Origin of the sequence: Mesorhizobium ciceri WSM4083 (assembly GCF_000519305.1) — a bacterium.
Classification (GTDB): Bacteria; Pseudomonadota; Alphaproteobacteria; order Rhizobiales; family Rhizobiaceae; genus Mesorhizobium; species Mesorhizobium ciceri_B.
In genome coordinates this window covers 637,944-662,353 of sequence record NZ_JAFG01000005.1, presented here as the reverse complement: position 1 = coordinate 662,353, position 24,410 = coordinate 637,944, and the positions used below count along the sequence as shown (strand labels likewise).

Annotated in this window: 25 protein-coding genes; 10 read left to right on the top strand and 15 right to left on the bottom strand. The window is 62.6% G+C overall.

Annotation, left to right across the window (positions count from 1 at the left end):
- Window positions 1–17: 17 nt before the first annotated feature.
- A complete protein-coding gene (locus tag MESCI2_RS0113075; protein WP_027036994.1) occupies window positions 18–962 on the bottom strand; it encodes a carbohydrate kinase family protein in 945 nt (314 codons plus the stop codon).
- Between the two features lie 278 nt (window positions 963–1,240).
- Here MESCI2_RS0113075 and recA point away from each other — a divergent pair, with 278 nt between their 5' ends.
- Both recA and alaS read left to right on the top strand, forming a co-directional pair.
- Window positions 1,241–2,341, top strand: coding sequence for a recombinase RecA (gene recA / locus MESCI2_RS0113070; RefSeq protein ID WP_027036993.1), 1,101 nt, complete (start codon window positions 1,241–1,243; stop codon window positions 2,339–2,341).
- A gap of 298 nt (window positions 2,342–2,639) precedes the next feature.
- The gene (gene alaS, locus MESCI2_RS0113065; RefSeq protein WP_027036992.1) at window positions 2,640–5,306 is read left to right on the top strand and encodes an alanine--tRNA ligase; all 2,667 of its coding nucleotides are present in this window, start codon (window positions 2,640–2,642) and stop codon (window positions 5,304–5,306) included.
- 231 nt (window positions 5,307–5,537) lie between these two features.
- Here alaS and MESCI2_RS0113060 read toward each other — a convergent pair whose 3' ends face one another.
- Window positions 5,538–6,164, bottom strand: coding sequence for a glutathione S-transferase family protein (locus MESCI2_RS0113060; RefSeq protein WP_027036991.1), 627 nt, complete (start codon window positions 6,162–6,164; stop codon window positions 5,538–5,540).
- Window positions 6,165–6,175: 11 nt separating this feature from the next.
- The gene (locus MESCI2_RS0113055) at window positions 6,176–7,387 is read right to left on the bottom strand and encodes an NADP-dependent isocitrate dehydrogenase (RefSeq protein ID WP_027036990.1); all 1,212 of its coding nucleotides are present in this window, start codon (window positions 7,385–7,387) and stop codon (window positions 6,176–6,178) included.
- A 215-nt stretch (window positions 7,388–7,602) separates the two neighbouring features.
- Here MESCI2_RS0113055 and MESCI2_RS0113050 point away from each other — a divergent pair, with 215 nt between their 5' ends.
- Both MESCI2_RS0113050 and murI read left to right on the top strand, forming a co-directional pair.
- Window positions 7,603–8,517, top strand: coding sequence for an RNA methyltransferase (locus MESCI2_RS0113050; protein WP_027036989.1), 915 nt, complete (start codon window positions 7,603–7,605; stop codon window positions 8,515–8,517).
- Window positions 8,510–9,298 (top strand): glutamate racemase, encoded by a 789-nt coding sequence (murI, locus tag MESCI2_RS0113045; RefSeq protein WP_027036988.1) that lies wholly within the window; start codon window positions 8,510–8,512, stop codon window positions 9,296–9,298. Before MESCI2_RS0113050 ends, murI begins: the two co-directional genes overlap by 8 nt.
- 23 nt (window positions 9,299–9,321) lie before the next feature.
- Here the strand turns inward: murI and MESCI2_RS0113040 are convergent, their stop codons facing one another.
- Window positions 9,322–10,701, bottom strand: coding sequence for an RNB domain-containing ribonuclease (locus tag MESCI2_RS0113040; RefSeq protein WP_027036987.1), 1,380 nt, complete (start codon window positions 10,699–10,701; stop codon window positions 9,322–9,324).
- Window positions 10,702–10,853: 152 nt separating this feature from the next.
- Here MESCI2_RS0113040 and MESCI2_RS0113035 point away from each other — a divergent pair, with 152 nt between their 5' ends.
- Window positions 10,854–11,042, top strand: a complete 189-nt coding sequence (locus MESCI2_RS0113035; protein WP_023810328.1) for a DUF3008 family protein — start codon at window positions 10,854–10,856, stop codon at window positions 11,040–11,042.
- 83 nt (window positions 11,043–11,125) lie between these two features.
- On the opposite strand, the gene MESCI2_RS0113030 is transcribed toward MESCI2_RS0113035, so the two are convergent.
- Window positions 11,126–11,335, bottom strand: a complete 210-nt coding sequence (locus tag MESCI2_RS0113030; protein ID WP_027036986.1) for a hypothetical protein — start codon at window positions 11,333–11,335, stop codon at window positions 11,126–11,128.
- Between the two features lie 375 nt (window positions 11,336–11,710).
- On the opposite strand from MESCI2_RS0113030, the gene rpsD reads away from it, so the two are divergent.
- The 4 genes from rpsD to MESCI2_RS1000000138830 all read left to right on the top strand — a co-directional run bounded on the left by rpsD (window position 11,711) and on the right by MESCI2_RS1000000138830 (window position 14,609).
- Window positions 11,711–12,328, top strand: a complete 618-nt coding sequence (gene rpsD, locus MESCI2_RS0113025; protein WP_023759539.1) for a 30S ribosomal protein S4 — start codon at window positions 11,711–11,713, stop codon at window positions 12,326–12,328.
- Window positions 12,329–12,435: 107 nt separating this feature from the next.
- Window positions 12,436–13,329, top strand: a complete 894-nt coding sequence (gene ttcA / locus MESCI2_RS0113015; RefSeq protein WP_027036985.1) for a tRNA 2-thiocytidine(32) synthetase TtcA — start codon at window positions 12,436–12,438, stop codon at window positions 13,327–13,329.
- Complete coding sequence (locus tag MESCI2_RS0113010) at window positions 13,319–14,152, top strand: inositol monophosphatase family protein (protein ID WP_027036984.1); 834 nt, start codon at window positions 13,319–13,321, stop codon at window positions 14,150–14,152. The genes ttcA and MESCI2_RS0113010 overlap by 11 nt, the downstream gene beginning before the upstream one ends.
- A gap of 223 nt (window positions 14,153–14,375) precedes the next feature.
- Window positions 14,376–14,609: a hypothetical protein gene (locus MESCI2_RS1000000138830; RefSeq protein WP_245270322.1), complete on the top strand. Its 234-nt coding sequence runs from the start codon at window positions 14,376–14,378 to the stop codon at window positions 14,607–14,609.
- Here the strand turns inward: MESCI2_RS1000000138830 and MESCI2_RS0113000 are convergent.
- The 6 genes from MESCI2_RS0113000 to MESCI2_RS0112975 all read right to left on the bottom strand — a co-directional run bounded on the left by MESCI2_RS0113000 (window position 14,606) and on the right by MESCI2_RS0112975 (window position 21,204).
- Entirely contained in the window at window positions 14,606–15,874 is a 1,269-nt protein-coding gene (locus MESCI2_RS0113000; protein WP_081738709.1) for a multidrug effflux MFS transporter, read from the bottom strand. The two genes, MESCI2_RS1000000138830 and MESCI2_RS0113000, sit on opposite strands and share 4 nt — an antisense overlap.
- A gap of 166 nt (window positions 15,875–16,040) precedes the next feature.
- Complete coding sequence (grxD, locus tag MESCI2_RS0112995) at window positions 16,041–16,376, bottom strand: Grx4 family monothiol glutaredoxin (protein ID WP_006332883.1); 336 nt, start codon at window positions 16,374–16,376, stop codon at window positions 16,041–16,043.
- 141 nt (window positions 16,377–16,517) lie between these two features.
- Entirely contained in the window at window positions 16,518–16,751 is a 234-nt protein-coding gene (locus MESCI2_RS0112990; RefSeq protein ID WP_010909092.1) for a BolA/IbaG family iron-sulfur metabolism protein, read from the bottom strand.
- A gap of 125 nt (window positions 16,752–16,876) precedes the next feature.
- Window positions 16,877–17,398, bottom strand: a complete 522-nt coding sequence (locus tag MESCI2_RS0112985; RefSeq protein WP_027036981.1) for a hypothetical protein — start codon at window positions 17,396–17,398, stop codon at window positions 16,877–16,879.
- Between the two features lie 45 nt (window positions 17,399–17,443).
- The gene (gene purL, locus MESCI2_RS0112980; protein WP_027036980.1) at window positions 17,444–19,675 is read right to left on the bottom strand and encodes a phosphoribosylformylglycinamidine synthase subunit PurL; all 2,232 of its coding nucleotides are present in this window, start codon (window positions 19,673–19,675) and stop codon (window positions 17,444–17,446) included.
- 119 nt (window positions 19,676–19,794) lie between these two features.
- Window positions 19,795–21,204 carry a PLP-dependent aminotransferase family protein gene (locus tag MESCI2_RS0112975; protein ID WP_027036979.1) on the bottom strand — a complete coding sequence of 470 codons (1,410 nt, stop codon included), beginning with the start codon at window positions 21,202–21,204 and terminating at the stop codon, window positions 19,795–19,797.
- A gap of 93 nt (window positions 21,205–21,297) precedes the next feature.
- Here MESCI2_RS0112975 and MESCI2_RS0112970 point away from each other — a divergent pair, with 93 nt between their 5' ends.
- Entirely contained in the window at window positions 21,298–21,549 is a 252-nt protein-coding gene (locus MESCI2_RS0112970) for a DUF1127 domain-containing protein (RefSeq protein ID WP_027036978.1), read from the top strand.
- Between the two features lie 3 nt (window positions 21,550–21,552).
- On the opposite strand, the gene MESCI2_RS0112965 is transcribed toward MESCI2_RS0112970, so the two are convergent.
- The 4 genes from MESCI2_RS0112965 to purQ form a co-directional block, all read right to left on the bottom strand.
- A complete protein-coding gene (locus MESCI2_RS0112965; RefSeq protein ID WP_027036977.1) occupies window positions 21,553–22,194 on the bottom strand; it encodes a Pr6Pr family membrane protein in 642 nt (213 codons plus the stop codon).
- Window positions 22,195–22,197: 3 nt separating this feature from the next.
- A complete protein-coding gene (locus MESCI2_RS0112960) occupies window positions 22,198–22,605 on the bottom strand; it encodes a hypothetical protein (protein WP_027036976.1) in 408 nt (135 codons plus the stop codon).
- Window positions 22,602–23,267 carry a glutathione S-transferase family protein gene (locus tag MESCI2_RS0112955; RefSeq protein WP_027036975.1) on the bottom strand — a complete coding sequence of 222 codons (666 nt, stop codon included), beginning with the start codon at window positions 23,265–23,267 and terminating at the stop codon, window positions 22,602–22,604. Before MESCI2_RS0112955 ends, MESCI2_RS0112960 begins: the two co-directional genes overlap by 4 nt.
- Before the next feature lie 84 nt (window positions 23,268–23,351).
- Window positions 23,352–24,020 (bottom strand): phosphoribosylformylglycinamidine synthase subunit PurQ, encoded by a 669-nt coding sequence (gene purQ, locus MESCI2_RS0112950; protein WP_027036974.1) that lies wholly within the window; start codon window positions 24,018–24,020, stop codon window positions 23,352–23,354.
- Window positions 24,021–24,410 lie beyond the last annotated feature (390 nt).

Here is a 24,410-nt window from a genome sequence, read left to right as displayed (position 1 = left end):
CTATGAATTTGCCGGTCTCATGCCACTTCCCTGGCATCCGGCACAAGAGCCAACGCTTCCGCGAAGCTCGCCGCGGTGAACTCCGGAACGGCGTTGGCGCTTTCGATGGCAAGTGTCGCCCCGGCAATGCCTTCGCGCAGAGCTGCCCGCAGCGGCAGCCCCCGCAGCAAGGCGGCGACCGTTGCGCCCGCCAGCGCATCCCCGGCGCCGGTGACGTCGGCGACCTTTCTTGGCGGCGGCGGCAGGATCGAGAAGGCGCCGGCGTCATCGAAGCCCAGCATGGGCCCGCCGCCCGCCGTCACCACGCCGCTGACGAGGCCGCTGCATCGCAACCCGTCCACGACTTCGCGCTCCGTGGCATTCGCGGCGACGCCGGCCAGCACCATGGCTTCGCGCCGGTTCATGAAGACCAGCGAGAGCTCCTTCAGCACCGGTATCAACCGCACCACTTTGGCCGGCGAGATGGCAATGGCGAAAACCGGCTTGCCCGCGGCGAGCGCGACCAGCCGTTCCAGAGCCGAAGAGGGCAGGTTGGCGTCGCACAGGATCGCATCGGCGGCAGCGATTTCCTCTCGCACCCTGGAGCGCCTGATCTGCTTGGGAAACGCCAAATCATAGAGCGCCATGTCGGCAAAGCCGACGATGAGCTCGCCCTCGCTGTCGATCAGCGCCGTGTAGCTCGGCGTCGTGCGGTCGAGGAAGACCGCCGACAGGTCGGCAATGCCTGCCTCGGCGATGGCCCGTGACACCGTGTCGGCGGCAGCATCGCCGCCGCGAACCGACATCAGCGACGCGGAGACGCCGCGCCGCACGGCACTGCGCAAGGCGTTGAAGACGCCGCCACCGACATCCTCGCGCATCGTGCCGGGATTGGAGGCGGCGGGCACGTAAGCCCCGGACACCTGGCCGCGCCGGTCGATATGGGCGCCGCCTATGGCCAGTATTTTCGCGGATTTCAGCATGCCGGCGATATGACCTTTGTTGTTCCAGCCGCGCAAGCGCTACGCTGTGCGACGGAGCTTCGCATGCAAGGCGGCGATTCGGCAGATCGAAACAACCGAGCCGTCTGGCCCAACGTGTGCATCCCTGATCGAATCCCTTGGACAAAAAAAGAACAAATCCGGATATTGTTTGTTATTCAGATACTTGATCCCTCTTGTCAAATGAGAACAAAAAAGGTACAAATAGGCAGGGATTACGGATTGTCCGGCCTTCATTGACGACCAAGGGGTGATGTATCATGGCTCAGAATTCTTTGCGGCTGGTAGAGGACAAGGCAGTGGACAAATCAAAGGCTCTGGATGCGGCGCTGTCGCAGATCGAGCGGGCTTTCGGCAAGGGCTCGATCATGCGGCTCGGCGCCAACGATCAGGTCGTCGAGATCGAAACGGTGCCGACCGGCTCGCTTGGCCTCGACATCGCGCTTGGCGTCGGTGGCCTGCCGCGCGGCCGCATCATCGAGATCTACGGGCCGGAAAGCTCGGGCAAGACGACGTTGGCGCTGCACACCGTGGCCGAAGCCCAGAAGAAGGGCGGCATCTGCGCCTTCGTCGATGCCGAGCACGCGCTTGACCCGGTCTATGCCCGCAAGCTCGGCGTCGATCTCGAAAACCTGCTGATCTCGCAGCCCGACACCGGGGAGCAGGCGCTGGAAATCTGCGACACGCTGGTGCGCTCCGGCGCCATCGACGTGCTGGTGGTCGATTCGGTCGCGGCGCTGACGCCACGCGCCGAAATCGAAGGTGAGATGGGCGATTCGCTGCCCGGCCTGCAGGCCCGCCTTATGAGCCAGGCGCTGCGCAAGCTGACCGCCTCGATCTCGCGCTCCAACACCATGGTCATCTTCATCAACCAGATCCGCATGAAGATCGGCGTCATGTTCGGCTCGCCTGAAACCACCACCGGCGGCAATGCGCTGAAATTCTACGCTTCGGTGCGCCTCGACATCCGCCGCATCGGCTCGATCAAGGACCGCGACGAGGTCGTCGGCAACCAGACCCGCGTCAAGGTGGTCAAGAACAAGCTGGCGCCGCCCTTCAAGGTGGTCGAATTCGACATCATGTTTGGTGAGGGCGTCTCCAAAACCGGCGAACTGGTCGATCTCGGCGTCAAGGCTGGTATTGTCGAGAAGTCTGGCGCCTGGTTTTCCTATAACTCGCAGCGTCTCGGCCAGGGCCGCGAAAATGCCAAGCTGTTCCTGCGTGACAATCCCGACACGGCACGCGAGATCGAGTTGTCGATCAGGCAGAATGCTGGGCTGATCGCCGAGAAATTCCTCGAGAATGGCGGCCCTGAGCGCGGCGATGATGACGGTTTCGAGGAAGAGTCCGGCGCGATGTAACAGCTTCGCACGCCAGGCCGGCCGGAGTTCGGCCATAATCGCGTTCTATTATCTCAGGCTTATGTAATCGAGTTCCGTGTTATTGCGTTTCGAAACCGCCGGCCCAGTGCCGGCGGTTTTGCGTTTTTGGCGGCGAAATAGGGCCGGTTCGAATGACGGAAAAAGGCCGTGGATTGGACCAATTCCGTGTTTCTGGACAGGGTGAAGCGCGGCGGCTAAAAGGCCAAGTCCTAATCTTCTAAAACGCAGAGCCCATTTCCGCCGGTTTGCCGGCGGCTCTTCCGAAAAGGCAGCATTCATGAGTGGCGTGAACGAAATCCGGTCGACATTTCTCGACTACTTCCGCAAGGAGGGTCACGAGATCGTCGCGTCGAGCCCGCTGGTGCCGCGCAACGACCCGACGCTGATGTTCACCAACGCCGGCATGGTGCAGTTCAAGAACGTCTTCACCGGTTTGGAGAAGCGGCCCTATTCGCGCGCTTCGACCGCCCAGAAGAGCGTGCGCGCCGGCGGCAAGCACAACGATCTCGATAATGTCGGCTACACCGCGCGCCATCTGACCTTCTTCGAGATGCTCGGCAATTTCTCCTTCGGCGACTATTTCAAGGAGCGCGCCATCGAGCTTGCCTGGAACCTGATCACCAGGGAATTCGGGCTGAACAAGGACAAGCTGCTGGTCACCGTCTATCACACGGATGACGAGGCGGCCGGCTTCTGGAAGAAGATCGCCGGGTTTTCCGACGACCGCATCATTCGCATCGCGACCTCGGACAATTTCTGGGCGATGGGCGATACCGGCCCGTGCGGGCCGTGCTCGGAAATCTTCATCGACCGCGGCGAGCACATCTGGGGCGGCCCTCCCGGCAGTCCGGAGGAGGATGGCGACCGTTTCCTCGAATTCTGGAACTTGGTGTTCATGCAGTATGAACAGGTGACGAAGGAGGAGCGCATCGACCTGCCGCGCCCCTCGATCGACACCGGCATGGGCCTGGAGCGCATGGCGTCCATCCTGCAGGGGGTGGAAAGCGTCTTCGAGACTGATCTGTTCCGTCACCTGATCGACGCGGCCTCGTCCGCGATCGGGCATGGCCCCGACAAGGAGACGGTCGCGTCCTACCGCGTCATTGCCGATCATCTGCGCTCGTCTTCCTTCCTGGTCGCTGATGGCGTGCTGCCCTCGAACGAAGGCCGGGGCTATGTCCTGCGCCGCATCATGCGCCGCGCCATGCGCCATGCGCAGTTGCTCGGCGCCAACGAACCGCTGATGTGGAAGCTGGTACCGGCGCTGGTGCGCGAAATGGGCCAGGCCTATCCGGAGCTGCTGCGCGGCGAACAGTTGATCACCGAGACGCTGAAGCTCGAGGAGACCAGGTTCCGCAAGACGCTGGTGCGCGGCCTCGGCCTGCTTTCGGAGGCGACGGAAACGCTGCATGCCGGCGACATGCTGGATGGCGAGACGGCCTTCAAGCTCTACGATACCTATGGCTTCCCGCTCGACCTGACGCAGGACGCACTGCGCCAGCGCAGCATTTCGGTCGATCTCGCCGGCTTCACCAACGCCATGGAGCAGCAGAAGGCCGAGGCGCGCAAGCACTGGGCCGGCTCCGGCGACGCGGCCACCGAGACCATCTGGTTCTCGGTGCGCGAGAAGGCGGGTGCCACCGAGTTCCTCGGCTATGAGACTGAAGCTGCCGAAGGCATCATCCAGGCGCTTGTCAAGGATGGCAAGACCATCGACAGCGCCGGCAAGGGCGACGCGGTGGCGATCGTCGTCAGCCAGACGCCGTTCTATGCCGAGTCCGGCGGCCAGATGGGCGACACCGGTGTCATCTCCGGCGAAGGGTTTTCGATCGAGGTTTCGGATACGCAGAAAAAGGCCGACGGGCTGTTCGTGCATATCGGCAAGGTGGCCAGCGGCACGGTCAAGACCGGTGCCGCCGTCGAGCTGAAGGTCGACCACGCCAGACGCTCGAGGCTGCGCGCCAACCATTCCGCGACGCATCTTATCCATGAGGCGCTGCGCGAGGTGCTGGGCAGCCATGTCGCGCAGAAGGGCTCGCTGGTCGCGCCCGAGCGCCTGCGCTTCGACATCTCGCACAACAAGCCCATTTCGTCAGAGGATATCGAAGAGGTCGAGCGCATGGCCAACGAGATCGTCGTCCAGAATAGCCCGGTGTCCACGCGGCTGATGTCGGTCGACGATGCCATTGCCGAAGGCGCCATGGCCCTGTTCGGCGAGAAATATGGCGACGAGGTGCGCGTCGTGTCGATGGGCACCGGCGTGCATGGCGCCAAGGCCAACCGGCCCTATTCGGTCGAGCTTTGCGGTGGCACGCATGTCCGGGCGACCGGCGACATCGGCCTGGTGCGTGTCGTATCGGACAGCGCGGTCGCCGCCGGCGTGCGCCGCATCGAGGCGCTGACCGGCGAGGCCGCGCGAAAATATCTCGACGAGCAGGATAGGCGTCTGAAGGCGACGGCAGCCGTGTTGAAGATTTCGCCGGCCGATGTGCCGGCGCGCGTCGAGACGCTGCTCGAAGAGCGCAAGAAGCTCGAGAAGGAACTGACCGAAGCGCGCAAGAAGCTGGCGCTGGGCGGGGGATCGTCAGCCGATGCTCCAGCCGCCAATGAGACGGTCGCCGGTATCGGCTTCCTCGGCAAGACGGTCTCCGGTGTCTCGCCGAAGGATTTGAAGCCGCTGGCCGATGCCGGCAAGAGCTCGCTCGGCTCCGGCGTCGTCGTCTTCGTCGGCGCCGGCGAAGACAACAAGGCAAGCGTCGTGGTGGCCGTCACCGACGACCTCATCGGCCGCTTCAGCGCCGTCGACCTTGTCCGTGTGGCCTCCGCCGCATTGGGCGGGCAGGGCGGCGGCGGGCGGCCCGACATGGCCCAGGCCGGCGGCCCCGACGCATCCAAGGCCGATGATGCGATTGCGGCGGTGAGGGCGGCACTCGAAGCGGCGTAGGCTATTGGGCTGAATTTATAGCAACGGTTGGAGGGACAGCGCCCCCCTCTGTCCTGCCGGACATCTCCCCCACGAGTGGGGAGATCGGACGTCGCGTCGGCTTTTGCCAATCTCCCACGTCGAAATAAAACCGCGCCGGAACAGGCGCCTCAGCGGACGCTGCCAATCTCCCCACTCGTGGGGGAGATGTCCGGCAGGACAGAGGGGGCGCTGTCCCGCGGACGTCTCTTGTCAGCCGACTTTTTCAGTCCGCACGAAGCCCGGCCGAGCCGCAATGCGCGCATACCAATCCCGGATATCAGGGAACTCGGCCAGCACCTTTTGCCCCTCGCTGACCTTGACGAAATAGGCGATGATCGGCGCGGCGTGCAGGTCGGCCAGTGTCAGTTGCTCGCCGAGCAACCATGGTCCCTCTGCCTTCAGTGAGGTCAGCATTTTCAGCACCGTCTCAGCCTGAGCAAGGCCGCCGGCGATCAATTCCTCATCCGGCTCAGCCTTTTCCAGCCGCTCCACCGCGACATCCCAGACCATCGCGCGGTAGCCATAGGCGTCGAGCATGCCGATGATCTGGTTCATGGTTGCGCGGGCGCGCGGATCCGACGGCTGTAGGGCAGGGCCGTCAAAGCCCTCATCGACATAGCGCGCAATCGCGCTCGTCTCGAAGAGGCGAAACCCGTCATAACAGAAGGCCGGGATGCGGCCGAACGGATGATGCTCGAAATACCAGGCGGGAACGCCCTCGGCGGCAAAGACATCGACCGGCACAAGCTCGTAGTCGATGCCTTTTTCCGCGAGTACGAGGCGGACGATGCGTACATAGACGCTGTAGTCCGCCCCGTAGACGACCGGCTTGGCCATGGGCTTCCGGCTTACGCCATCGCCTTCTGCAGGTTCTCGTCGATCTTGTCGAGGAAACCGGTGGTCGACAGCCAGGGCTGGTCGGGGCCGATCAAGAGCGACAGGTCCTTGGTCATGAAGCCGGACTCGACCGTCTGGATGCAGACTTTTTCCAGCGTCTCGGCAAAGCGCTTCAGCTCGGCATTGTCGTCGAGCTTGGCGCGATGGGTGAGGCCACGCGTCCAGGCGAAGATCGAGGCGATCGAATTGGTCGAGGTTTCCTCGCCCTTCTGATGCTGGCGGTAGTGGCGGGTGACGGTCCCGTGCGCGGCTTCCGCTTCCACGGTCTTGCCGTCCGGCGTCATCAGCACCGAGGTCATCAGGCCGAGTGAGCCGAAACCTTGCGCGACCGTGTCGGACTGCACGTCACCATCATAGTTCTTGCAGGCCCAGACATAGCCGCCCGACCATTTCAGGGCGGAGGCCACCATGTCGTCGATCAGGCGGTGCTCGTACCACAGCTTCTTCGACTTGAACTCGGCCTCGAATTCAGCCTCGTAGACCTCCTGGAAGATGTCCTTGAAGCGGCCGTCATAGGCCTTGAGGATCGTGTTCTTGGTCGACAGATAGACCGGGTAGTTGCGCAGCAAGCCGTAGTTCAGCGAGGCGCGGGCGAACTCGCGGATCGACTCGTCGAGATTGTACATGGCCATGGCGACACCGGCGCCGGGCGCGTCGTATACATCGTGCTCGATCACCTGGCCGTCCTCGCCGACGAACTTGATGGTCAGCTTGCCCTTGCCGGGGAAGCGGAAATCGGTGGCGCGGTACTGGTCGCCGAAAGCATGGCGGCCGACGATGATCGGCTTGGTCCAGCCGGGCACCAGGCGCGGCACGTTCTTCATGATGATCGGCTCGCGGAAGATGGTGCCGCCGAGGATGTTGCGGATGGTGCCGTTCGGCGACTTCCACATCTTCTTCAGCTTGAACTCCTCGACGCGCTGTTCGTCGGGGGTGATCGTCGCGCATTTCACGCCAACGCCGTGTTTCTTGATGGCGTTGGCCGAATCGATGGTCACCTGGTCGTTGGTGGCGTCGCGATGCTCGATGCCGAGGTCGTAATATTCAAGCTTGAGGTCGAGATAAGGATGGATCAGCTTGTCCTTGATGAACTGCCAGATGATGCGGGTCATCTCGTCGCCGTCGAGTTCGACGACCGGGTTCGCCACCTTGATCTTCGCCATGGAAAGAATGCCTCGTTGCTGGGATATGGGACGGCCTTGCCCGCGTGGCGTTGGGCCGGGAGATGTCGCCCGTATATCAAAGCGCTTTTGGCCACGCAAACGGCGATCGGTCACGAATTGGAGGCCAGAGCCGTCGTCATTTGCGAATGCTTCATTTTCCCGGCCGAATATGGCAGGGACGCTGAAATGCCGCAAACAGCAGTTCATTGACAATCATGCCCGTCATCAAAGATCCCGATAGCATTGCAGTCGCCGGCCCGGCGATCATCCTCGTCGAGCCTCAGCTTGGCGAGAACATCGGCATGGTCGCGCGCGCCATGGCCAATTTCGGTCTGTCGGAGCTGCGCCTGGTCAACCCGCGTGATGGTTGGCCGAGCGAGAAGGCACGCGCGGCGGCCAGCCGCGCCGATCATGTCATCGACGCTGTCACCGTCTTCGACGATCTGGCCTCGGCGCTCGCCGACCTGAACTTCGTCTTCGCCACCACGGCCAGGCAGCGCGACGGCTTCAAATCCGTGCGCGGGCCGGTGGAGGCGGGCAGGCTGCTGCGGGCGCGCCACGTGATGGGCCAGCGCACCGGCATCCTGTTCGGACGCGAACGCTTCGGCCTCTACAATGACGAGGTCGGCCTTGCCGACGAGATCGTCACTTTCCCGGTTGATCCCGATTTCTCCTCGCTCAACATTGCCCAGGCAGCGCTGCTGATGTCCTACGAATGGATGAAGTCCGGCCTGGAAGACGAGACCAAGACCAATTTTTCCGGCCCGGACATGAAACCGGCAAGCAAGGAAGAATTGCACGGCCTGTTCGCCTATCTGGAAGGCGCACTGGAAGCGCGCGGCTATTTCCGGCCTGCACCGAAGAAGCCGAAAATGATCGACAATCTGCGTGCGGTACTGACGCGCGCCGGTTTTGCCGAACCGGAGCTGAAGGTGCTGCGCGGCATCATCTCGTCGCTCGACAGGTTTTCGCCGGCGATGCCGCGCGGCGACGGGTCCCCTGGCGACGACCCACGGCGCTTGCCCGCGGCCGCCGCGCGTGCCCGCAAGGCGGAAGCGGCGCGCCTTGCCGACACCGGCAAGGACGATGACATACCGCCGTTGGGCGGCAAGGGCACCGACAATGACTGAGCGGCCGATCCTGATGTTCGATTCGGGTATCGGCGGGCTTACCGTGCTGCGCGAGGCGCGCGTGCTGATGCCCGACCGCCGCTTTGTCTATGTCGCCGACGATGCCGCTTTCCCCTATGGCGCCTGGGAGGAGCCGGCCCTTAACGCCCATATCCTTGGCCTGTTCGGCATGCTGCTGGAGAAGTTCCGGCCCGAGATTTCGGTCATTCCCTGCAACACGGCGTCGACGCTGGTGATTGACGCGCTGCGCCAGAAATTCCCCGGTCATCCCTTTGTCGGCACGGTGCCGGCGATCAAGCCGGCGGCGGAACGCACCCGCTCCGGGCTCGTCTCGGTGCTGGCAACGCCCGGCACGGTCAAGCGTCAATACACGCGCGACCTGATCAGCAAATGGGCGCAGAAATGCCACGTGCGGCTGGTCGGCTCGGACAGGCTGGCGCCGCTGGCCGAGATCTACATGCGCCAGGGGTTCGTTGACGAGGAGATCGTGCGCGAGGAGATCGCGCCATGCTTTGTCGAGAAAGACGGCGCCCGCACCGACATCGTGGTGCTCGGCTGCACCCATTATCCGTTCCTGGCCAATCGCATGCGCAAGACCGCGCCCTGGCCAGTCGACTGGATCGACCCGGCCGAAGCGATCGCCCGTCGCGCCATGTCGCTGCTGGCGCCGGTCGATGGACCACTGCCGATGGGCGAGCCAGACATCGCCGTCTTCACCTCCGGCAAGGTGGACTTCGCTACCAGCCGGCTGATGCAAGGCTTTGGACTGGTCGTGCGCTAGGCCGTGACCGGAACGTCTGCCGTTCAGGCAGGTTCGAATACGATGCTGCGTTGATCCGGATCGGCCGAGACCAACCTTAGCGTCAGGCCATCACCCTGTTCGAGCCCGTCGGCCTTCAAATTGGCCACGACAGGCATATCGGCAAGCTGGACGCGCACGCCATGGTTGACGTCGGTCACGACGGCCTTGAACGTCTCTCCCTCGCGTCCCCTGAGCATGACCGCCTCGGCAAGGTCGATGGCCGCATGGTTGATCTGCGACGCGCGGCTATCTGCACGTCCCATCACCTTCGGCAATCCAGTGAATGCATCGGTGACGGCCTGCGGCACGGGCTGGCCGTTGGCGATAGCCAGCGCGCAGCGCACGACGTAGCGATCGGCCAGTCGCCTGAGCGGCGCGGTTGCATGAGCATAGGTCGCAGCCATCGCCTCATGCCAGGGGACAACCCCTTCTTTGTAGGGTTGGTAAGATGCGCCAGGGCTTGCATGGCGGATTTCCAGCATCAGCGCCGCCTGTTGCGGATCGGCCGGGTCAAGGGTCCGCTGATAGTCGCGCAAGCTGGTGGAGGTCGGCCAAGACAGTCGCAGAGCCTGTGCCGCGTTGCGCAGTCTTTGCACCTTGAACGCATCTGGCTCCGACATCACACGGAACAACCCGGTATGATGCGCAAGCATGGCGTCGGCAATCGCCATGTTGGCAGCCAGCGAAAGCGCGGCGTTGTCTTGCTCGGATTGCAGCAGCGGTCTGAACGAAAGCCGGAATGTGCCATCGGCCAGCCTTTCCACCTCCTGCTCGGGCGGGTCGACGCGGGACGCGCCACGACCCTTTTCGTTCATAGCCATGCGCCGCGCCATTTCGGCGAAGTCGGCCGGGACATCGGAGGCCCGCACGCTGTCGTAGGCAAGCTTCGCGCGGCTTTGAATGATTGCCCGCTCCGCGCCGTCCAATTTCACCAGACCGTCCCCGGCGACCCGAACGGTGAAGATGACCGCTGGACGCGGTCCATCCGGCAACAGGCTCGCCGCACCTTCGGCAAGTGCCGGCGGGTAGAGACCGGCCTTGCCGTCCGGCAAGTAAAGCGTCTCGCCCCGCGTCCAGGCCTCGAGATCGATCGCGTCGCCGTCCTCGACGAACCAGGCTACGTCGGCAATGGCATAATGCAGCAGAAGATCGCTGCCGCTCGCTTCGATTGAAAACGCCTGATCAAGATCGGTGGAAGCAGCCGGATCGAGCGTGACGAAGGGCATCGCCGTTCGATCGGCATGCTGGCTGGGCACACGTTTGGCCGCCGCCTCCGCGGCCGCCATTACGGCTGCCGGAAATCCATCCGGCACGCGGAATTCGGTTCGGATTTTAGCCAGGCCGGTGGAGAGCGCTTGGGAGGGATCGGTCAGTGATTTCATGCCGCCGTCCTATACTGGCGCCCCGGACACGGGAAGGTCGCCAACGAAAATCGCCAAAACCGATCGCCTGATGGTTAGCACCAAGCTGAGCCGCCGGCCACGGAACTACCGTGGAAGCGCGGCGTTTCTCGTGACAGCAAAGGAGAAGCACGATGCCAGCCACCTCGAAAGCCCAGCAGAAAGCCGCCGGCGCGGCTCTGTCGGCCAAGCGCGGCGAGACCAAGAAGAGCGAACTCCAGGGCGCTTCCAAGGGAATGTACGAATCGATGAGCGAAAAGCAGCTCGAGGAATTCGCCGAGACGAAGCGCAAGGGCCTGCCGGAGAAGAAGTCGAAAGACTGAGGGTTAAGCATCCGGAATCAAAGAGCCCGCGGCCAAAACCGCGGGCTTTGAAATGATGTCGGCCGCCTGAGACCGGTAGGAGCCTACCAGCGCCCTCTGCACTGCTTGATCTTGTAGCGTATGACCTTCTTGTGGCCGTGCCGCCAGATAACCTTCTTCTTGACCACGATGCGACAAGCCTGGTGATGTCGGTGTCCGTGCCAATGCCTGGCCTCCGCCGGCTGCGGTGTCAGGACCGCCATGGATCCCGCCAACACAGCGGCTCCTGTCAGGGTAAGGAAGAATTTCTTCATGCGAATGTAGCTCCTCTGCTCCGGTCCCTTCCTGATGCCGCTGGCGCAACCTCCCGCCACATCCGGCACTGTACTCAACCCAGAGACGCTATATCGTCGCCACGGCCTACGCCAGCCGCAAGCTTGACACCGGTTAAATCTCCGTTTAATCAGCGCGCCAACACCGGGCCGCAATGCCCGGTGGTTTTCTTTATGTGCGCAAGATGCGTGGAATTCCAATTCTACTATCTTGTTTGAACTGACGTGTCCCGTGGGTTTTCCGCCGCGTTGCGTGGGAAAACCCTGTCAGGTCTCGAAAACGGAGGCCAGAGGAGGGCGCGTTTCCTTCACCCGGACCATGAGGTTCCGGGTGTATTGTTTTGAAAAGGGAATGCGATGAGCAAGCGCGAATCCGCGAAGTACAAGATCGACCGCCGTCTCGGCGAAAACATCTGGGGCCGCCCGAAGTCCCCGGTCAACAAGCGTGAATACGGTCCCGGCCAGCATGGCCAGCGCCGCAAGGGCAAGCTTTCCGATTTCGGCCTGCAGCTGCGCGCCAAGCAGAAGCTGAAGGGTCACTATGGCGACGTTTCGGAAAAGCAGTTCCGCAAGGTTTATGAAGAGGCTGACCGCCGCAAGGGCGACACCTCGGAGAACCTGATCGGCCTGCTCGAATCGCGTCTCGACGCGGTCGTCTACCGCGCCAAATTCGTGCCGACCATTTTCGCCGCCCGTCAGTTCGTCAACCACGGCCACGTCAACGTCAACGGCAAGCGTGTCAATATCGGCTCGTATCGCTGCAAGCCGGGCGATGTCGTCGAAGTGCGCGAAAAGTCGAAGCAACTGGTCATCGTTCTGGAAGCGGTCGGTCTCGCCGAGCGCGACGTGCCGGACTACATTGAAGCCGATCACAACAAGATGGTCGCGACCTTCTCGCGCATCCCCGGCCTGGCGGACGTTCCGTTCGCCGTCCAGATGGAACCGAACCTGGTCGTCGAATTCTATTCGCGCTAAACGAGCGCATTCTGAGACATCCTGCGAAGGCCGCCCGTCGAGGCGGCCTTTTCTTTGTCGGTCATGTCCGCTAATCCGGCGCTCTGGGCCACTGAAAGCGACATGCCATGAACATGCTTCCAGACATTGAAACGCTCGAACCGATCGCCGACAGCGAAGGCGGCTTCCACCCGCTGTTCGCCGACGTGCCGTCCTCGGTCGAGTTCAACAAATTGCGCAAGCGGCTGCTGCGGCTGACCCGACAGGCGATCGAGGATTTCTCGATGGTCAAGCCCGGCCAGCGCTGGCTCGTAGCGCTCTCGGGCGGCAAGGATTCCTACGGCCTGCTCGCGGTGCTGCTCGACCTCAAATGGCGCGGGCTCTTGCCGGTCGACCTGCTGGCCTGCAATCTCGACCAGGGCCAGCCGAATTTCCCCAAACATATCCTGCCGGACTATCTCGACAGATACGCCATCCCGCATCGCATCGAGTATCAGGACACCTATTCCGTCGTCACCGACAAGCTGCCTGCGGGCAGCACCTACTGCTCGCTCTGCTCGCGCCTCAGGCGGGGCCATCTCTACCGCATTGCACGCGAGGAGGGGTGCTCGGCGCTGGTGCTCGGCCACCATCGTGAGGACATTCTCGAAACCTTCTTCATGAACCTCTTCCATGGCGGCCGTCTCGCCGCCATGCCGCCAAAACTGCTCAACGACGAAGGCGACGTCATGGTGCTGCGGCCATTGAGCTACTGCGCCGAGGCCGATCTGGAAAGATTCGCCGCCGCCATGCAATTCCCGATCATTCCCTGCGATCTCTGCGGCAGCCAGGAAGGTCTTCAGCGCAACGCCATGAAGGCGATGCTCGAGGACCTGGAAAAGCGTATGCCGGGCCGCAAGGATACGATGCTGCGCGCGCTGTCGAACAGCAGGCCATCGCATCTGCTCGACCGAAAGCTGTTCGATTTCGCCGCCCTCAATGAAACCCTCACAGCCATGCAAGACGTTCCCGATGACATTTGACGACACTGCGATCGACTGGCTCGCTGGCCTTCTGTCCGACGCCGCAAAAGCCGAGATCATGCCGCGCTTTCGCCGGCTGGGCGACGGCGACATCAGGCAGAAGACCTCGGCCGCCGACCTGGTGACCGAGGCCGACGTCAATGCCGAGCGGCTCATCACCGCGCGGCTGCGCGAGCGTTACCCCTCAGCGATGGTCGTCGGCGAGGAGGCCTGTTCCGACAATCCAGCGCTGCTCGATGGCTTGGGCGACGCGGATCTGGCCTTCGTCATCGATCCGGTCGACGGCACTTTCAACTTCGCCTCCGGCGTGCCGCTGTTCGGCGTCATGCTGGCGGTCGTGGTCAAGGGCGAGACGGTTGCCGGCATCATCCACGATCCCGTCGGCAAGGACTGGCTGATCGGCGCCAGGGGCGCCGGCAGCCATATCCGGCATGCGCATGGCAGCCTGGAGAAGGTGCATGTCGCGGCATCCGCGCCGATCTCGAAAATGACCGGCTCCGTCTCCTGGCAATATATGGCCGAGCCGGAGCGGTCGCGGCTGGCGCGCAACCAGACCAAGATCCTGTCGCAATTCGCCTATCGCTGCGCCGCGCACGAATACCGCCTGCTGGCGAGCGGCCATGCCCACTTCGTCGTCTACAACAAGCTGATGCCGTGGGACCATCTGGCCGGCGTGCTGATCCATGCCGAGGCCGGCGGCTACGCGGCGCGCTTCGACGGTAGCACCTATCTGCCCTCGCATCTCGGCGGCGGCCTGCTTGTCGCGCCAGACCAGGAAAGCTGGCACGAATTGCGCCGCGAGCTCTGGGCGGCACAGGATTAATTGCTGCGTTAGCCGAAGGAGCGGTTCACGCAAATCCGGAGGCTCTCGAATGAAACCTCGGTTCGCATTTGTCGCCGCGGCTCTTGCCGCCGCTCTGTCTACCAGTTCCCAGGAAGCAAGATCGCAAGAGCGCAGTTGTCGCAGTTCCGATCGCGTCGATACGATAGAGGAGATGTCGGACGCTATCTATGCCTGCTGGAAGCCGCCACCCGGAACCGCGGGCATGTCCCTGACACTGCGGTTCTCGCTTCGCCGCAACGGCACACTGATCGGCAAGCCTCGCGCCACATATGCCGATCTGGGAACCGATGCCCAGCGCAGCCGGGCCTTCGTGGCCTCAATCCTCAAGGCACTCGATGAAGCTCTGCCATTGCCCTTTTCGGACAGCATGGGTGGAGCAATCGCGGGGCGCATGCTTGCCCCTCGATTCACGGCAACTGTTGAAGGTGCGTCCTAATGCAAGTCGGTGATATGCCCTGAAACGGGTGGGTTCTGCGGCTGGAACATCTTGCCGCGCTCGGCGATGAAGATCATCAGCAGCGCCGCGATCGACACGCTGCAGAAGCCGGCGGCCAGCGGCGTCACCGTGCCATTGAAGGCCTGGCCAATCAGCGTGCCGAGAATGCCGCCGAGAAACGTCTGCATGAAACCGAGGATCGACGACGCCGTGCCGGCCAGTTGCCCGAGCGGCTCCATGGCCAGCGCGTTGAAGTTCGCGCCCAGCGCACCGAACGGAAGCATGGCGCAGGCAAAGAAGGTGATGAACAGCCAGAGCGGCATCTTCATTTCCAGCGAAACGACCAGCCAGGCAAGGCTGATGACCAGGAACAGCAGCAGCGCGCTCTGCGACAAGCGGCGCATGCCGATGCGGCCGACAAGACGCGAGTTCAGAAAATTGGAGAAGGCGAGCACGCCCGCGACGCCTGCGAAGATGACCGGGAACATCTCGCCGACATGGAAGATGTCGACATAGATCTGCTGCGCCGAGGCGATGAAGCCGAACATGGCGCCGAAAATGAAGGTGCTGGCGAAGGCATAGCAGATCGCAATGCGGTTGGTGAGAACGATGCGAAAACCGCCGACAATGGAGTTGAGCGTCAGCGGCCGGCGATGTTCGGGATGCAGCGTTTCAGGAAGGCGCAGCAGCGACCAGGCCGAGACGAAGAGCGCACCGACGGCCATGGTGACGAAGATCCAATGCCAGGTCGCAAACAGCATGATGAACTGGCCGATGCCGGGAGCAATGACCGGTATCGCCATAAACACCATGAAGATCAGCGACATCACCTCGGCCATGCGCCGGCCGTCGAACGTATCGCGCACGATCGAGACGGCGATGACGCGGGTGGCGGCCGCACCGATACCTTGCACGGCCCGGCACAGCAGAAGTGTTTCAAAGCTTGGTGCAATAGCGGCCGCCGCGGCCGCGGCGACGTAGATCACCAGCCCGGCCACCAGCGGTGCACGACGCCCGAAGCGATCCGAGATCGGCCCGAAGAACAGCTGTCCGCCGCCGAAGCCCAGAATGTAGGCGGTTATGACGTACTGCCTGTGGTTTTCATTTTCGACGCCGAGCGAGGCGCCGATCTGCTGCAGCGCCGGCAGCATGATATCGATGGCCAGCGAGTTCAGCGCCATCAGCGCCGCGCAAAGAGCGATGAACTCCCAGCGCGGAATGGGCAGTTTGCTTGCCGATTGCGGCGCTGGTTTTGGCTGGTCCACGGCAAGTCCGATCTTTCAAACGAAAATGCGCCGGCGGGCCGGCGCATTGGCTCGTCTTGGTCCTGGATTCAGGACATGAAAATTGCCGAGGTGCCCCCGACGCCTTGGTGCATGACCCCGAAAATCAAAAATCAACCTTCGGATAGCAGCATGCACAAAACAGAAATCAGGCTGCGCCTTTGACGCTGACGCCCTTCTCGACGAGGAATGTCTGCAACTCACCAGCCTGGAACATCTCGCGGATGATATCGCAGCCGCCGACGAATTCGCCCTTGACGTAGAGCTGAGGGATCGTCGGCCAGTTGGAGTATTCCTTGATGCCCTGGCGCAGTTCGGCTGAGTCCAGAACGTTCACGCCTTTGTAGTCGGCGCCGATATAGTCGAGGATCTGGACAACCTGGCCGGAAAATCCGCATTGGGGGAAACCGGGCGTGCCCTTCATGAAAAGGACGACGTCGTTGCCCTTCACTTCATTGTCGATGTAGTCGTTGATGCCGCTCATGGAATATCCTTTCCCGCCTGTGGGAGTCAGGCTCGAAACATACCCTTCAAATAAACCCAACGATTGCTCGAAACAAGACGTTAGCCGCGCCGCGGCTGAAATGGCGCAAAGGATGGGCCGTGTTGGGCCAAGCGCTAAGGGTCAGTCCGGAACGCTCGTCTGCAAGGCGAGTGCGTGCAGCACGCCGCCCATATTTCCTTTCAGCGCGTCATAGACCATCTGGTGCTGCTGCACGCGGCTTTTCCCCCGAAAGCTCTCGGCCACCACCTCGGCCGCATAGTGGTCGCCGTCGCCGGCGAGATCGCGGATCGTCACCTTGGCGTCCGGGATGCCGTCCTTGATCAGTTTTTCGATGTCGTGGGCATCCATTGCCATGGCAAAATCCTGTTTCGAGCGGCCGGTGTCAGGCCATAAGATGAGAGTCGGGCGAGCCTAAAGCCTTTCCGGTCCGGATTGAAGCCGTTCTGTCCCGCCAAGGACAAGACGGCTTCAGAGAAAGACTAGGCCGGGGGGCTTGCTTCATCCTCGGCAACGTCGTCACGTGTTGAGAAAGCACGGCCAAGGCTGAAGGCCAGTACATAGAGCGGCACGTTGAGCACGAGGCTGACAATGGGAAGATAGCTCGTCATTTGCCAAGCTGGCGAGAAGAACCCCTGGCCATAGCCGTCGCAGATGAGCGACGAGCCGTACTCCCATAACGCGCCGACGATCACCGTGCTGGCAAAAAGCTTGATGCAGGTGACGATATGCCTTGCCCGTGCCGGATCCGGCGCAAGGCGGCCCCAAAGCACCAGACAGATGATCGGAATTGCATAGAGGAGGTTCTGCAGCGCCAGCATCGGGATGGCGCCGTTGGCCGCGGCAAGAAACCCCGCACGCGTTTCCAGCCGCATGCACACCTCGCTTGAGGTTGTCGACAGCAGGAAAAAGACGAACGGTCCCAGGAACCAGAAGAAGAACAGTGACGGCCAGAAGACGACTGCAAGCAGCGCCCGGGCAGCCAGTTTCCTGTGATTGATCATGAGTTTCCCGAAAAACCGTTCCCACTTTTCGGGATCATGCTCTCGTCAACTGGCCTGGTCCATAAAGCGCGGGAACCAGCCTTCGTGGGCTCCGCTCAATTCGCTGACCGGGATTGCCCTGGCGTCACCAAGCTTCAGCCCGCTGCCACCTGTGGAGCCGATCCACGGCGCGAAGATGCCAAGCTCGCCCTGCTGCTTGCGAATGGCGTCCCATTCGTCACCATGCGGATCGATCGACAACGTCAGGAGATAACGGCCCTGGTCCTCGCCGAACCAGACCGGGATCGGGTCGGTGCCGACAAGCCCGGGAACGGTGGCGCCGATGCCGGACGCCATCGCCATTTCGGCAAGCGCAACGGCGACGCCGCCATCGGAAACGTCATGCGCCGCCGTGACGACACCGGATGCGATGAGCGCGCGCACATGGTCGCCGACGCGCTTTTCGTGATCGAGGTCTACCGGCGGCGGCGGGCCGTCCGTGCGGCCGTGGATGTCCCTGAAATAGACCGATTGGCCAAGATGCGTTCCCCAGGACGCCGGCGCGCCGACCAGCAGGATCATCTGGCCCTCGGCCGCAAAGCCGATCCGCACCATCTTCGACCAATCGGCGATCAGCCCGACGCCGCCGATGGTCGGGGTTGGCAGGATGCCCTGGCCGTTGGTCTCGTTGTAGAGCGAGACATTGCCGGAGACGATCGGGAATCCGAGCGCACGGCAGGCGTCGCCTATGCCTTTCACCGCGCCGACCAGCTGGCCCATGATCTCGGGCCGTTCCGGGTTGCCGAAATTGAGGTTGTCGGTGGCGGCCAGCGGCAGCGCGCCGGTGGCGGTGAGATTGCGCCAGCATTCGGCCACCGCCTGCTTGCCGCCCTCATAGGGGTCAGCCTCGCAATAGCGCGGCGTTACGTCGGAGGAGAAGGCGAGCGCCTTGGTGGCATGGCCTTCCACCCGCACCACACCGGCATCGCCGCCGGGAAGCTGCAGCGAATTGCCCTGGATCAACGTGTCATACTGTTCCCACACCCAGCGGCGCGAAGACAGGTCGGGCCCGCCGAGCAGCTTCAGCAGCGCATCGGCAACGTCGGCTTGCGGAATGTCATCGGCGGCCAGCGGCGCCGGCTTCTTCTGTTCGGTCCACGGCCGATCATATTCCGGAGCCTTGTCGCCAAGATCCTTGATCGGCAGATTGGCGACCTCGTCGCCCTGGTGCAGCACGCGGAAGCGCAGATCGTCGGTGGTCTTGCCGACGATGGCGAAGTCGAGCCCCCATTTGTGGAAGATCGCCTCGGCTTCCTTTTCCTTTTCCGGGCGCAGCACCATCAGCATGCGCTCCTGGCTTTCCGACAGCATCATCTCGTAGGCGCTCATGCGCTCTTCGCGCACCGGCACCTTGTCGAGATAGAGCTCGATGCCGAGGTCGCCCTTGGCGCCCATTTCGACCGCCGAGCAGGTGAGGCCGGCCGCACCCATGTCCTGGATGGCGATGACGGCGCCCGAGGCCATCAGTTCGAGGCTGGCTTCCAGCAGGCACTTTTCGGTGAAGGGATCGCCGACCTGCACCGTCGGGCGCTTCTCATCGATCTTGTCGTCGAATTCGGCCGAAGCCATGGTGGCGCCGCCGACGCCGTCGCGGCCGGTCTTGGCGCCGAGATAGACGACCGGCAGGCCGACGCCCTTGGCTTCGGACAGGAAGATCGCATCGGTCTTGGCAAGGCCGGCCGCAAAGGCGTTGACCAGGATGTTGCCATTGTAGCGGGCGTCGAAATTGACCTCGCCGCCGACTGTCGGCACGCCGAAGGCGTTGCCATAGCCGCCGACGCCGGAAACCACGCCTGAAACGAGATGCCGGGTCTTGGGATGGTCAGGCGAGCCGAAGCGCAGCGCATTCATCGCCGCGATCGGCCGCGCGCCCATGGTGAAGACGTCGCGCAATATGCCGCCGACACCGGTCGCCGCACCCTGGTAGGGCTCGATGTAGGACGGGTGGTTGTGGCTCTCCATCTTGAAGACGACGCAGTCGCCATCGCCGATGTCGACCACGCCGGCATTCTCGCCCGGCCCCTGGATGACTTGCGGTCCGGTGGTCGGCAGCGTGCGCAGCCACTTCTTCGAGGATTTGTAGGAGCAGTGCTCATTCCACATCGCCGAGAAAATGCCGAGTTCGGTGAAGCTCGGCTCGCGCCCGACAAGATCGAGGATGCGCTGATACTCGTCGGGCTTGAGCCCGTGTGAGGCAATGAGCTCGGGGGTGATCGGCACGGAATTGGAAATGGTCATGGGCGGCGATTTTTATCCGGGACGTTGGGATTTTGAGTCCCGTCTTATCGCAAGCCTTGCGGCCGATACACCCATGGATTGACGAAAAACGACGGAAAACCGGACAAAGCCACGCAGTGTCAGGAGAAGCTGTCGTAGCCGGCGCGGCCTTCATCGAGAAGTCGCCGGATCACCGCAACGCCTTCAGCGATATCCCCGCGCTGCCTCGGCTGCGAAACGCCAAAGCGGACGCCATGGAAAACCTGCTCGGAACGGCCGGCCTTGAATTCGTCCTCGTCGTCGATCAGCACGCCGTGCTCAAGGCAGGCGTTCTTGAAGGTGCCGGAAAGCCAGGGGTCGGGGAGGGTTAGCCAGACAAAGGGCACCCCGTCATGCGACTTGAACGCGAAGCCGGCCAAAGTCTCGCGCACGATGGCGATGCGGGCGCCGATTTCGGCGATGCTACGCTTGCGTATCTCATCCGCCTGGCCGGACAGCACCAGCCTTGTATTCACCTCCGCCAGCAGGAAGGGCATGCCGCCCGTTATCATCTTGTGGGCGACACGGATGCGGTGGCGGTAGGCGGGCGGGCAGGAAAGCCAGCCGCCGCGCACGCCGGCTGCGACCGACTTCGACAGGCCGCCGGCGACAATGGTGCGTTCAGGCGCATATTCGGCCAGTAAGGGCGTCGGATCATCGGTCAGATTGCCATAGAGATCATCCTCGATGAGGACGACGTTGTATTCGCGTGCGACATGGGCGATCGCCTCGCGGCGTGCCGCCGACAAGGTGGCCAGCGTCGGATTCTGCGCCGTCGGCATCAGGAAGATCATCTTGGGATGCTTTTGCGCGCAGACGCGCTCGAAATCCTGCGGATCGATGCCTTCATCGTCCGATGCCACCAACGCGGTGCGCCTGCCGATCAAGCCGGCGCTGCGGGAAACCTGTGAGTAGGTGAGGTGCTCGAAGGCAACATAGTCGCCAGGCATGGTGAGCGCCGCGATCGCCGCCATCACCGCGGCATGGGTGCCGAGCGTGGGGACAATGGTGTCGGCATCCGGGCGAAAGGAATTGCGCGACAGCCAGCGGGCGCCGGCTTCGTACCATCGTTCGGGGAAATCCCTGGTGTAGCTCGAGATCTCATGCGGATGGTCCTGCGCCGTGCGCGACAGGACACCGGCGACAATGTCGCCTTGGCCGATATCAGGTGCTGCGGTGCTGTCGAAACGCAGCTTGCCCTTAGGCGCATCGATATAGCGCGTGCCTTCGCCGCCGACGTCCGGAGCCGGAAAATCCGGCTTCGCGCGCTGGCCGAGCACATAGGTTCCACGCCCGACTTCGCCGCTCACCAGCCCACGCTCGCGCAGCAATTGATAGGCCCGGCCGACCGTGCCGACGGTGGTGCCGATGTCGTAGGCGAGGTCGCGCTGCGGCGGCAGCTTTGCGCCGGCATCGATCACCCCCCGATCGATGTCCGTCTCGATGGAATCCGCCAGCCGCTGATACAGCGGGCCGGAGCCGGCAGTGAGATCGGGGAGCCAATTTGTCATGGTGACAAGTTTCTATATTGCACCTACACATGAGTCAATCCATATCGATTGCGTGCCAAAAAGGGTACAATTTGGAATTCTGGTAGAACGATAATGGATACAATCGCTACAATCCGTCACTCGAGAGCCGGTTTATCTGGCCAATCGACACGTCCATCAGACCGGAGCGGCTTTGTCAGCCGTCTGGTGCGTCTGGTCAGATCGCTGGCGAGATGGATCGACCATCTGTTGGAGCGCCGCCGCAGCCGGCTGGCGCTGCTGGAAATGACCGATGATCAGCTCAAGGATATCGGCGTCACACGCTGCGATGCTCACCGCGAGGGCATCAGGCCGTTCTGGGACTGAAAGCTAACCGAGTTTTGATGCCCTGGTGCGTGCAACGGCATGGTCCGCAAGGACGGCGACCACGCACAGCACGAGGAAAAGTCCGGTGATGGCTGCGGCTGAGATGACGACGCTGGTCGCGCCGTTCTTGGCGATGTCCAGGAAAGGGTAGGGCACCTCGCCGGCAAACGGCGCCCGCACCAGCGCATAGACCAGATAAGCGATGGGATAGATCACCCACCAGGAAATGTCGCTCCAGCGCGTCCTGCCGTCAGCGCCTGCGATCAGCCACCACAGCACGAACAGCACCGGCGTCACATAATGCAGCAGGACGTCGCAGAGCAGGAACAGGCCCTGCGGCTGCCAGAGCCGTGCCAGAACCGTGGCATAGACGATGAACACCAGCGCGATCGAAACCGCCACGCCCGCGCGCATTCGCGGCCCGGCGAAGGCGGGCAACCACGCATAGCCGGAGGGAGACAGCAGCGAGGTATGAACCAGCACCGCGCCGATGTTGGTCAGGATGGTGAAGAAGCTGAAGACGAAAATGATGGAGCCGAGCAGGCTGCGGCCGGCTTCCATCGACGCCGGAATGCTGATGCAGAACTGCAGGATGAGCCCGGCGAGACCGACGACCAGTCCCACAATCTGCAGGAACCGGCCCATGGGCTAGGCCGTCGCGGCGCAGGCCCGATTGCCGGCCTGCCAGCGGGTGATGTCGGAACTGATGCGGGCGCCGAGCGGATCGTTCATCAGCGGTCCGAACACGTCGACGCGGCTCGAATTGCCTTGCGCCTGCACGACCAGCAGCGGTTTGCCGCCATAGTGCTTGGCCGGCACCAGCAGGAAACGCGGCGTGCCGCTGAACGAGTTCAGTTCATTGGCCATCTGATACGGTTTGAAGGCCGGGTCCTTGCTGGCAATCCAGCATTTATGGGCAGCGATCGCCACTTGTTCCATGGCCAGCAGCGAGGCACTTTTGCCCGAAGGGACAGGCGTGCTCTTTGGCGTCGACTGGCAGGATGCCAGCACAAAGCCCGCCGCGGCGACCAGCGCGATCGTCTTGCGTCTGATCAAGCGGCACCCATCTCGAGTTCGGACAGAAAAATCTTCAAACCATCGGTCATCTCGCCCCACACACGCGACAATGCCGGATGTTGCGAGGCGATCTGCTGGTAGGCGTCGAATTTGGGATAGGCGTCGAGCAGGTCGTGGCGTCCCGTCATGGCGCGGAAATTGTTGAAGATGAACCGTGTCGGCGTCAGCCAGGCATCGGCGAAGCTGATGTCGTCGCCGAGTGCGAAGGGCCCTTGCGCCATGCGCGCCTCGATCGCCGCCAGTCCATGATGCAGGCGGGCAAATTGGGCGTCGATCTCGACATTGTTGCGCTTCGGCACGAAATGAAGCTCGAAAAGCTTCATCATCGGGGTCAGCACATCGAGATCGGTGATGCGGGCGAACATACGCACCAGCGCGCGATCCTTGGAATCGGGCGGCAGCAGCGCCGGTTCCGGAAACCGTTCCTCGAGATATTCGGCGATGACCACCGATTCGACGATCGTCTCGCCCGAGCCGGTGATCAGCACCGGAATCCGGTTCATCGGTGAGATGGCGCGAAACTCTTCCGGGATGGGAAAACCGGGCGGCGGCGCGATGATCTTGAGTGGTACGTCCTTGATGTAGGCCAATGCCCGCACGATCGACGAGTAGGGCGACAACGGCCGCGAATAGAGTTTCATGACCGTCTCTCTCCCCAATGAACCAGACTTGCTCCAAAGAGACAGGAATGTCCGGCTGTTTTCAAGCTGTTCGCTTCGATATCGTCAGGCAGCGATGCCGAGGGCGCTCTCGAACAGTCCGCGGCCGTCGGTACCGCCATGGGCTGCTTCGATCAGGTTTTCCGGATGCGGCATCAGCCCGAGCACATTGCCTTGGCTGTTGACGATGCCGGCAATGTCGTTGATCGAGCCGTTAGGGTTGGTGCCCTCGGCATAGCGGAACACCACCTGGCCTTCGCCTTCGATTCGGGCAAGCGTGTCGGCGTCGGCGAAATAATTGCCGTCATGATGCGCGACCGGCGAGCGAATGATCTGGCCCGGCTGATAGCGGCGGGTGAACATGGTGTTGGCATTGGTGATCTCGAGCTTCACCTGCCGGCAGACGAATTTCAGCGAGGTGTTGCGCATCAAGGCGCCCGGCAACAGGCCGGCCTCGACCAGGATCTGGAAACCGTTGCAGACGCCGATGACCGTAACGCCGGCGGCCGCTTTTTCGGCCACCGCCCGCATGACCGGCATGCGCGCCGCGATCGCGCCGCAGCGCAGATAGTCGCCGAAGGAAAAGCCGCCCGGAATGGCGATCAGGTCGACATCGGGGATTTCGGTGTCGGTTTGCCAGACGGTGACCGGCGGCGTTCCCGAAATCTTGGTCAGCGCCGCGATCATGTCGCGGTCGCGGTTGAGGCCGGGCAGGAGGACAACGGCTGATTTCATGGCAATTCCCGTTCGAGCATCTGAACCAGATACCGGGGTGAAACGTGGTTGGTCAACCAGACACCGTTGTCGAGAGAAAGAATAATGCCCCGTTCTTGGTCATCGCTGCCGAGTCGACGCTCAGGATAGCACTTTCCTGCGTGAGATTGCGTTTGGAAAGCTTCACGCTCGTTCAAATCATACGTCACGCCGCTTTTCCGGTGAACGCGCGGAAGTCGCTGGAACAATGTCAGCGGTCAAGATCTGTAGCTGCGGAAAGCCCAACGATGGACCAGGGTTCTCACTATTGATCAAGTCTCGGCTCGTCTTTGAAGCGTCCGAGACGCTCTCTAAAGATTTTTATACAGTATGAATCCGGGATATTAACGTCTGCAGCAGCATAAGGACGAT

What these genes read in the sequence shown, in the direction of transcription:
- MESCI2_RS0113075 (WP_027036994.1), bottom strand. Translation starts at nt 962, where the DNA reads ATGCTGAAATCCGCGAAAATACTGGCCATAGGCGGCGCCCATATCGAC.
- recA (WP_027036993.1), top strand. Translation starts at nt 1,241, where the DNA reads ATGGCTCAGAATTCTTTGCGGCTGGTAGAGGACAAGGCAGTGGACAAA.
- alaS (WP_027036992.1), top strand. Translation starts at nt 2,640, where the DNA reads ATGAGTGGCGTGAACGAAATCCGGTCGACATTTCTCGACTACTTCCGC.
- MESCI2_RS0113060 (WP_027036991.1), bottom strand. Translation starts at nt 6,164, where the DNA reads ATGGCCAAGCCGGTCGTCTACGGGGCGGACTACAGCGTCTATGTACGC.
- MESCI2_RS0113055 (WP_027036990.1), bottom strand. Translation starts at nt 7,387, where the DNA reads ATGGCGAAGATCAAGGTGGCGAACCCGGTCGTCGAACTCGACGGCGAC.
- MESCI2_RS0113050 (WP_027036989.1), top strand. Translation starts at nt 7,603, where the DNA reads ATGCCCGTCATCAAAGATCCCGATAGCATTGCAGTCGCCGGCCCGGCG.
- murI (WP_027036988.1), top strand. Translation starts at nt 8,510, where the DNA reads ATGACTGAGCGGCCGATCCTGATGTTCGATTCGGGTATCGGCGGGCTT.
- MESCI2_RS0113040 (WP_027036987.1), bottom strand. Translation starts at nt 10,701, where the DNA reads ATGAAATCACTGACCGATCCCTCCCAAGCGCTCTCCACCGGCCTGGCT.
- MESCI2_RS0113035 (WP_023810328.1), top strand. Translation starts at nt 10,854, where the DNA reads ATGCCAGCCACCTCGAAAGCCCAGCAGAAAGCCGCCGGCGCGGCTCTG.
- MESCI2_RS0113030 (WP_027036986.1), bottom strand. Translation starts at nt 11,335, where the DNA reads ATGAAGAAATTCTTCCTTACCCTGACAGGAGCCGCTGTGTTGGCGGGA.
- rpsD (WP_023759539.1), top strand. Translation starts at nt 11,711, where the DNA reads ATGAGCAAGCGCGAATCCGCGAAGTACAAGATCGACCGCCGTCTCGGC.
- ttcA (WP_027036985.1), top strand. Translation starts at nt 12,436, where the DNA reads ATGAACATGCTTCCAGACATTGAAACGCTCGAACCGATCGCCGACAGC.
- MESCI2_RS0113010 (WP_027036984.1), top strand. Translation starts at nt 13,319, where the DNA reads ATGACATTTGACGACACTGCGATCGACTGGCTCGCTGGCCTTCTGTCC.
- MESCI2_RS1000000138830 (WP_245270322.1), top strand. Translation starts at nt 14,376, where the DNA reads ATGTCCCTGACACTGCGGTTCTCGCTTCGCCGCAACGGCACACTGATC.
- grxD (WP_006332883.1), bottom strand. Translation starts at nt 16,376, where the DNA reads ATGAGCGGCATCAACGACTACATCGACAATGAAGTGAAGGGCAACGAC.
- MESCI2_RS0112990 (WP_010909092.1), bottom strand. Translation starts at nt 16,751, where the DNA reads ATGGCAATGGATGCCCACGACATCGAAAAACTGATCAAGGACGGCATC.
- MESCI2_RS0112985 (WP_027036981.1), bottom strand. Translation starts at nt 17,398, where the DNA reads ATGATCAATCACAGGAAACTGGCTGCCCGGGCGCTGCTTGCAGTCGTC.
- purL (WP_027036980.1), bottom strand. Translation starts at nt 19,675, where the DNA reads ATGACCATTTCCAATTCCGTGCCGATCACCCCCGAGCTCATTGCCTCA.
- MESCI2_RS0112975 (WP_027036979.1), bottom strand. Translation starts at nt 21,204, where the DNA reads ATGACAAATTGGCTCCCCGATCTCACTGCCGGCTCCGGCCCGCTGTAT.
- MESCI2_RS0112970 (WP_027036978.1), top strand. Translation starts at nt 21,298, where the DNA reads ATGGATACAATCGCTACAATCCGTCACTCGAGAGCCGGTTTATCTGGC.
- MESCI2_RS0112965 (WP_027036977.1), bottom strand. Translation starts at nt 22,194, where the DNA reads ATGGGCCGGTTCCTGCAGATTGTGGGACTGGTCGTCGGTCTCGCCGGG.
- MESCI2_RS0112955 (WP_027036975.1), bottom strand. Translation starts at nt 23,267, where the DNA reads ATGAAACTCTATTCGCGGCCGTTGTCGCCCTACTCGTCGATCGTGCGG.
- purQ (WP_027036974.1), bottom strand. Translation starts at nt 24,020, where the DNA reads ATGAAATCAGCCGTTGTCCTCCTGCCCGGCCTCAACCGCGACCGCGAC.